Below are 6606 nucleotides of genomic sequence, written 5' to 3'. Positions count from 1 at the left end.
AATTTCACCGGCTTGTTCCGGCGCCGGTGGCGCTCTGCAAGGCGCATTTCACCGGCACCATCCATCGACTGGCGAGACGCGAATACATATCGCTACACGATACAACAGCGACCAGGGACATGCGCGCCGGAAAACTTCGGCTTATCGCCGCCATAAATTTCTTTTGTAAATGTAAATTCGATGCCTGCGACCGGAAGTATGCGTTGGACGGCGGGCGCGAGGCCCGGCTACTTTCGCCTTGCTGGTTATCAAGTCGCAAAAATTCTGACAACCGAATTGCACGCGTCTTGCGGGGGAAAGCGAGTTGCTCCCCATGAAGTTGCTTCAAGTAGGCGCCCTGGCAGTACTGGTCACAGTGGTGGGGGCTCCAATGACGATGAAGGCTCAGACAGACGTACAACAAGAAAAATCGGCGGAACTCATGCAGCAGTTTCGCGACCTGCAAAAAGAAGTGGTGAGCCTCCGCGCCGAAGTCGCGGCGCTGAAGCAGCAGAAGAGTGCGCCGGCGGCAGCAACGGACGCGGCGGCTCCGCCACCGCAGTCGGCGGCCGTATCCACCGCGACACCCGGTGCCGCAACGTTGTTTGCCGGCGCCAGTGTCAGCGGGTTCGTGGACACCTACTACGGCTACAACTTCAACCAGCCGGCGTCGCAGACCAACACGCTGCGCTCCTTCGACGGGCCCTCGAACCAGTTCGCGCTCAACCTGATCGAACTCAACCTCGATAAACCTCCGGATGCGACCAACAGCCGCCTCGGTTACCACCTCGGGCTTGGATTTGGCCAGGCCATGAACGTGGTGAATTCCACCGATCCCGCCGGACTGGGATTCGCGCAATACCTGAAGGAAGCTTACGTCTCCTATCTGGCCCCGGTCGGAAAAGGCTTGCAGGTTGACCTCGGCAAGTTCGTCACACCGCACGGCGCCGAGGTCATCGAAACCAAGGACAACTTCAACTACTCGCGCGGCCTGCTGTTCGGCTATGCCATCCCGTACTACCACTACGGTCTGCGCGCCAAGTACTCGTTCAACGACAAGTACTCGGTCACCGGCTTCGTGGTGAACGGCTGGAATGATATTTACGACAACAATACCGGCAAAACCTACGGCGTCACCTTCGGCTGGAACCCGACCAAGAAGATCAGCATTGCGCAGGGCTACATGTTCGGCCCGGAGACGGGGGGGACGAACGCACACTGGCGGCAACTGAGCGACACGGTGGTGACCTACTCGCCGACAGGCCGGCTGACCACGATGTTGAACTTCGACTACGGCCGCGGCGATCGCGTGACGGGAATTCCCACCCCGGTGTTCTGGACCGGTATCGCCGGCTACGTCAAGTACGCCTTCAACGACCTGTACGCGGTGTCCACCCGGTACGAGTACTACAACGATCACGACGGCTTTACCACCGGGACCCCGCAGCACCTGAACGAATTCACCGGCACATTCCAGCGCCTCGTCGCGCACCACCTGATCACCCGGCTGGAATTCCGCCGTGATTTCTCCAACCGCCCTGTGTTCACCAAGGGCGCCACGCCGGTCATGGGACAGAACACGATGGCGGCCGGCCTCGTGTACTCCTTTGACTCGCGTGAAACCAAGCAATGATTGCGCACGGCGTTGCTTTGCGCGTTCTCCTCTGCCTGCTGGGAGCGGGGATGTTGATCGCAGGGCTTATCGGAACCGTGAAGCAGGGTTTGTGGAAGCAGTAGAAGGGCCACGCGGCTGTCTTGGGGGGCAGCCAACACCCGGGGATCGCGGCATGGGAAAAAATCAACCCCGAACGACCAGCACCCGCGCCGCGGACCCGGACCAGATTCTCAAGGAGAACTCGAGATGGCAGCGCATCGGCAACGTATACGAAGGTGGCCACCCCCTGTCATGTCATAGCTCTTTAGAAACTGTGATTGGATCGGTGCCCCATTCAGTTTCCCCATAGTACCAAGCGCATCGTTTAAGTCCGCGCTTTGCATTCCGGTAATTGCTGTAGACAAATTCAAATAGGAGACTGATTTGTGAAGTCACAGAAGCAGACAGAAAGATCGCGCCGTCAGTCTTTCGGCAAGGTGTTTCCGTCAGGCAGTGCCGTGCTGGTTCTAACAGCCTGCATCCTGGCGGCGCTGATGCCTTGCAGGGCCCAGGAAGCACCGAAGCCGGATCCGGCAGGCATTGCAACCGGGGACAAGACGACCGTAGTTGACGCCGGGGGCAACTCCTTCGCTGTTGCTGAACCCACCGACAAAACGGCTCCCGACTACGCGCAGAAAAAGAAGGACTTCGACGAGTTTCAGGCCCAAGCGGCCAAAGAACCGCTCGCGGTGAAACTCGCCGACGCAACGGGCCACATCCGAGTGGCCACCAATTTTGCATGGACCCTCAACACGGGGTATCTCGTGCTCTTCATGCAGGCCGGCTTCGCGCTGCTCACCTGCGGGCTGGTGAGAAAGAAGAACGCCGCCCACCTGATGATGCTGAACTTCGCGGCCTACGTCTTCGCTTTTATCGCATATTACGCGGTTGGATATGCGTTCCAGTTCGGAGCCGTAGCCATCAATGCCGCGCCTTCGAATCTAGGTGGAACTCCGACGTTGAATCACTTTCTTTTAGGAAAAGGCCTGTGGGGGTTTCTGGGAGGCAAAGGCTTCTTCATGACCGGGCCTGCCTATGACGCCGGCAGCAACGTCCTGGCCCTGTTTGAAGTGGTGTTCATGGAGACCGCAGGATACATCATCGTCGGTGCCATCTGCGAACGGATCTCCTTCTGGTCGTTCCTGCTCTGTGAACTGTTCGTAGGCGCGATTCTTTATCCGGTTTTCGGTTGCTGGGTGTGGGGTGGGGGCTGGATGTCGCAGCTCGGCAACACAATGGGTTGGGGACATGGATACGTAGATTTCGCGGGTTCTACCGTCGTGCATGCCGTTGGTGGTTTCTGCGCCATGGCACTCTCGATTATATTGGGGCCTCGCCTTGGCAAGTACGGACCGAACGGGAAGCCGCGCGCGTTTCCGGCTCACAACCTCGTTTACGTCGTGATCGGAACCTTCGTTCTGCTTTTCGGCTGGATGGGTTTCAATCCGGGTTCGACCCTGGGCGCGACAGACCTTCGCATTTCGGTCATCGCGATCAACACGAACCTGGCTGCGATCGCGGGCTCGGCGACCGCGTTGCTCTTTTGGTATCTGAAATTTGGGAAGCCGGATATCACCATGGCCTGCAACGGCATGCTGGCCGGCTTGGTTGCGATCACGGCGCCGTGCGCATTTGTCGGGCCGACTTCGGCGTTCATTATCGGCATTCTGGCGGGCTTCGTGGTCTGTCTGGGCGTTCTGTTCAATGACAGCGTGACCAAGATCGATGATCCCTGTGGCGCGATTTCGGTGCATGGCTTCTGCGGCGTGCTGGGGGCCATTTGTCTTGGACTATTTGCCGATGGCACTTATGGCGCTGGATGGAACGGCGTGGGTGCCACGAGCTATCTGGGGCAGGCGGGAAGGGGCGTCACCGGGTTGTTCTACGGCGATACCAAGCAGTTTCTGGTCCAGGTGATGGGTGCTGTGATCTGCGCGGCGTGGGCATTCGGCGCCACTTTCCTGGTCTTCAAAGTGGTGAATGCGGTGAAGTCGATGCGTGTCTCGAAAGAGGTCGAACAAGAAGGGTTAGATGTCCCCGAGTTTGGACTCCAAGGCTATCCCGAGGATGCCATCTACGCTACAAAATCCTAAGCGACCCCAGAATGGAAACCATATGAAAAAGATTGAAGCAATTATCCAGCCGAACAAGCTGGACGAGGTAAAGGAAGCCCTTTACGGCATTGGCGTGGAGGCCTTCACGATCTCCGACGTGCGTGGCCACGGTCGCCAGAAAGGCCATACCGAGACGTATCGTGGGTCGGAATACACCGTAGACCTCCTTCCTAAAATAAAGATCGAAATTGTCGTGCCGAATGCACGCGCGGAACAGGTTGTGGGAACACTGAGCACCGCCGCCAGGACCGGAAAAATTGGCGACGGTAAGATTTTTGTCTTCTCGATCGAAGAAGCCGTACGTATCCGCAACGACGAGCGTGGCGACACGGCGCTCTGACTTCGAAGGCGATTCCACAGGCAGTGGTCGCGGTTGCTGTATTGGGACGTTCTCCCGCCGGCATTTCCGGCCAGTGGCTGGCGCAGCTTGTCGGAGTGACAACCGTGATCGGAATCGTGCTGCCGCTGGCCTACCTGCTCAATTGGATTCTCAACCGCCTCTACCCACATCGGGTCGCTCTCCAGGGCGAACGAAAGGGCATGGATCTGCGCGAATTGGGCGCCGGAGCCTACCCGGAAGCTGCTGAATTCTAGTAATCCAACGCTGCCTTGCTTCCACCACGCCTGACCGTCACGGGAGCCCATTCCGGTGATATCTTTGTCCCGTCATTATCCATGGACATCCTTGACCAACTTTTTGAGCAGCACTTCCACTCGCCGGTGTCGCGAGTGCAGCCGCTGCAGGGACAACTCGGCGGCTCCGGACGCCGCATCATCCGGCTCTCCGGCGATAACGCCAGCGCGATCGGAATTTTGTACGACGTCCGCGAGGAGAACGTAGCCTTTCTCGAATTCTCCCGCCACTTCCGCCGGCACGGGCTGCCGGTGCCGCAAGTTTACGGGGAAGACCTGGACCGCGGCGCCTACCTGGAAGAAGACCTCGGCGACACCACGCTGTTCCAGTTTCTCTGCGAGCATCGAGACGGCGAAAACATTGGTCCCGAAGCGGTGAAAGCCTACCGCAAAGTCGTCGCCGTCTTGCCGCGGTTCCAGGTCGCCGCCGGCCGCGACTTGAACTACAAGCTTTGCTATCCCCGCGGCAGCTTCGACCGCCAGTCCATCGCCTGGGACTTGAACTACTTCAAATATTATTTCCTTCGGCTCGCCGGCATCCCGTTCAATGAGCAGGCGCTGGAGGACGATTTTGGACGGCTCACGAAGTTCCTGTTGAGCGCCAACCGCGACTACTTCCTCTACCGCGATTTCCAGTCCCGCAACATCATGTTGCGCGGCGGTGAACCCTGTTTCTTGGATTACCAGGGCGGCCGCAAAGGCGCGCTGCACTACGACATCGCCTCACTCTTATACGACGCCAAGGCCGACCTGCCGCCCGAACTGCGGCAGCAGTTGCTCGGCGATTATCTGGAAACGCTGGGCGGATTCGTCGAACTCACCCGCGACGCTTTCATGCAGCATTATTATGCGTACGTGTACATCCGCATCATGCAGGCGTTGGGCGCGTACGGGTTTCGCGGGTTTTACGAGCGCAAGCCGCATTTTCTGCAAAGCGTGCCCTATGCCATGAAGAACCTGCGCTGGTTGCTGCACAATACCGAGCTGCCCTTTGCCGCGCCCGCGTTGATGAAGGCCTTCCAGAGCATGCTGGGATCGGAGCAACTGCAGGCGGTGGCCTCCGGTTCCCCAAACCTGGTGATCCGGATTTTCAGTTTTTCGTATCACATTGGCCTGCCCAAAGATGACACCGGGCACGGTGGCGGCTTCGTTTTCGATACGCGCAGCATCCCGAATCCCGGGCGCGAAGAGCGCTTCCGGGCTTTAACCGGGAAAGACCGGGCGGTCGCCGAATATCTGGAGCAGCAGGAAAGCGCGCACAAGTTTCTCGCCAACGCAGCCGCGCTGGTGGACGCCAGCGTCAGCGATTATCAACGCCGCGGTTTCAAGAGCCTGATGGTGTCGTTCGGTTGCACCGGCGGCCGGCATCGCTCGGTGTACCTGGCCGAGCAACTGGCGAAACAACTGCGCACCAAAAACGGCGTGGATGTCGTGGTGCGGCATCTTGCGCTGGAGAATACGGGCGAATGAAAGCGATGGTTCTGGCCGCCGGCCTGGGGACGCGTTTGCGCCCGCTCACCGAGAACTGCCCCAAGGCGCTGGTGGAGGTCGCCGGCCGCACCCTGCTGGAGATCACGCTCTCGCGCCTGCGCAGCTTCGGGATCCGCGAGGTGATCGTCAACGCCCACCACTTTGCCGACATGATTGTCGCCTATCTGCAAGCCAATGAAAATTTCGGCATGCGCGTTCAGGTCTCGCGCGAAGAGGTCCTGCTCGACACCGGCGGCGGCCTGAAAAAAGCTGCCTGGTTCTTCCGGGAGAATTCCAACCCTTCCGATGAGCCGTTCCTTGTGCACAATGTAGATGTGATCAGCACCATCGATCTCCGGCGCATGGCGCAATTTCACAATCAATCTCAGGCTCTGGCCACGCTCGCGGTGCAGGACCGAACAACCTCGCGCTACCTGCTCTTCGACGAGCAGAGTCAACTATGCGGCCGGCGTTCCGGCATCGATCAGAGCCCCGCAATGGTGCGCTCGACAACGCAGTCCAAGGCGCTGGCTTTTTCCGGCATCCACGTGATCTCGCCTCGTCTGTTTGCCAAGATGAGTGAAGACGGCGCGTTTTCGATCATTGCCTGCTATCTGCGCCTGGCTGCCGCCGGAGAAAGGATCGTCGGCTTCCGAGCGGATGATTACTACTGGCGCGACCTCGGCACCGCCGACCACATCGCGCAAGCCGCCCGGGATTTAAAGCAAGGAATCTTTTCGTCCTGAGCGCACGCAA

6 protein-coding genes are annotated in these 6606 nt (G+C 59.1%); all 6 read left to right on the top strand.

Annotation, left to right across the window (positions count from 1 at the left end; all coding sequences use genetic code 11):
• The first annotated feature begins 376 nt into the window (after positions 1–376).
• Positions 377–1612, top strand: a complete 1236-nt coding sequence (locus LAN70_03535) for a porin (protein ID MBZ5510219.1) — start codon at positions 377–379, stop codon at positions 1610–1612.
• A gap of 407 nt (positions 1613–2019) precedes the next feature.
• Positions 2020–3726: an ammonium transporter gene (locus LAN70_03530; GenBank protein MBZ5510218.1), complete on the top strand. Its 1707-nt coding sequence runs from the start codon at positions 2020–2022 to the stop codon at positions 3724–3726.
• Positions 3727–3748: 22 nt separating this feature from the next.
• A complete protein-coding gene (locus LAN70_03525) occupies positions 3749–4087 on the top strand; it encodes a P-II family nitrogen regulator (protein MBZ5510217.1) in 339 nt (112 codons plus the stop codon).
• Positions 4088–4128: 41 nt separating this feature from the next.
• Positions 4129–4341, top strand: coding sequence for a hypothetical protein (locus tag LAN70_03520; GenBank protein MBZ5510216.1), 213 nt, complete (start codon positions 4129–4131; stop codon positions 4339–4341).
• An 81-nt stretch (positions 4342–4422) separates the two neighbouring features.
• Positions 4423–5850 (top strand): phosphotransferase, encoded by a 1428-nt coding sequence (locus tag LAN70_03515; protein ID MBZ5510215.1) that lies wholly within the window; start codon positions 4423–4425, stop codon positions 5848–5850.
• The gene (locus tag LAN70_03510) at positions 5847–6596 is read left to right on the top strand and encodes a nucleotidyltransferase family protein (GenBank protein MBZ5510214.1); all 750 of its coding nucleotides are present in this window, start codon (positions 5847–5849) and stop codon (positions 6594–6596) included. Before LAN70_03515 ends, LAN70_03510 begins: the two co-directional genes overlap by 4 nt.
• Positions 6597–6606: the final 10 nt, after the last annotated feature.

The organism is Terriglobia bacterium (assembly GCA_020072845.1).
Lineage (GTDB): Bacteria > Acidobacteriota > Terriglobia > Terriglobales > Acidobacteriaceae > JAIQGF01.
This window is presented reverse-complemented; position numbering and strand designations above follow the sequence as displayed.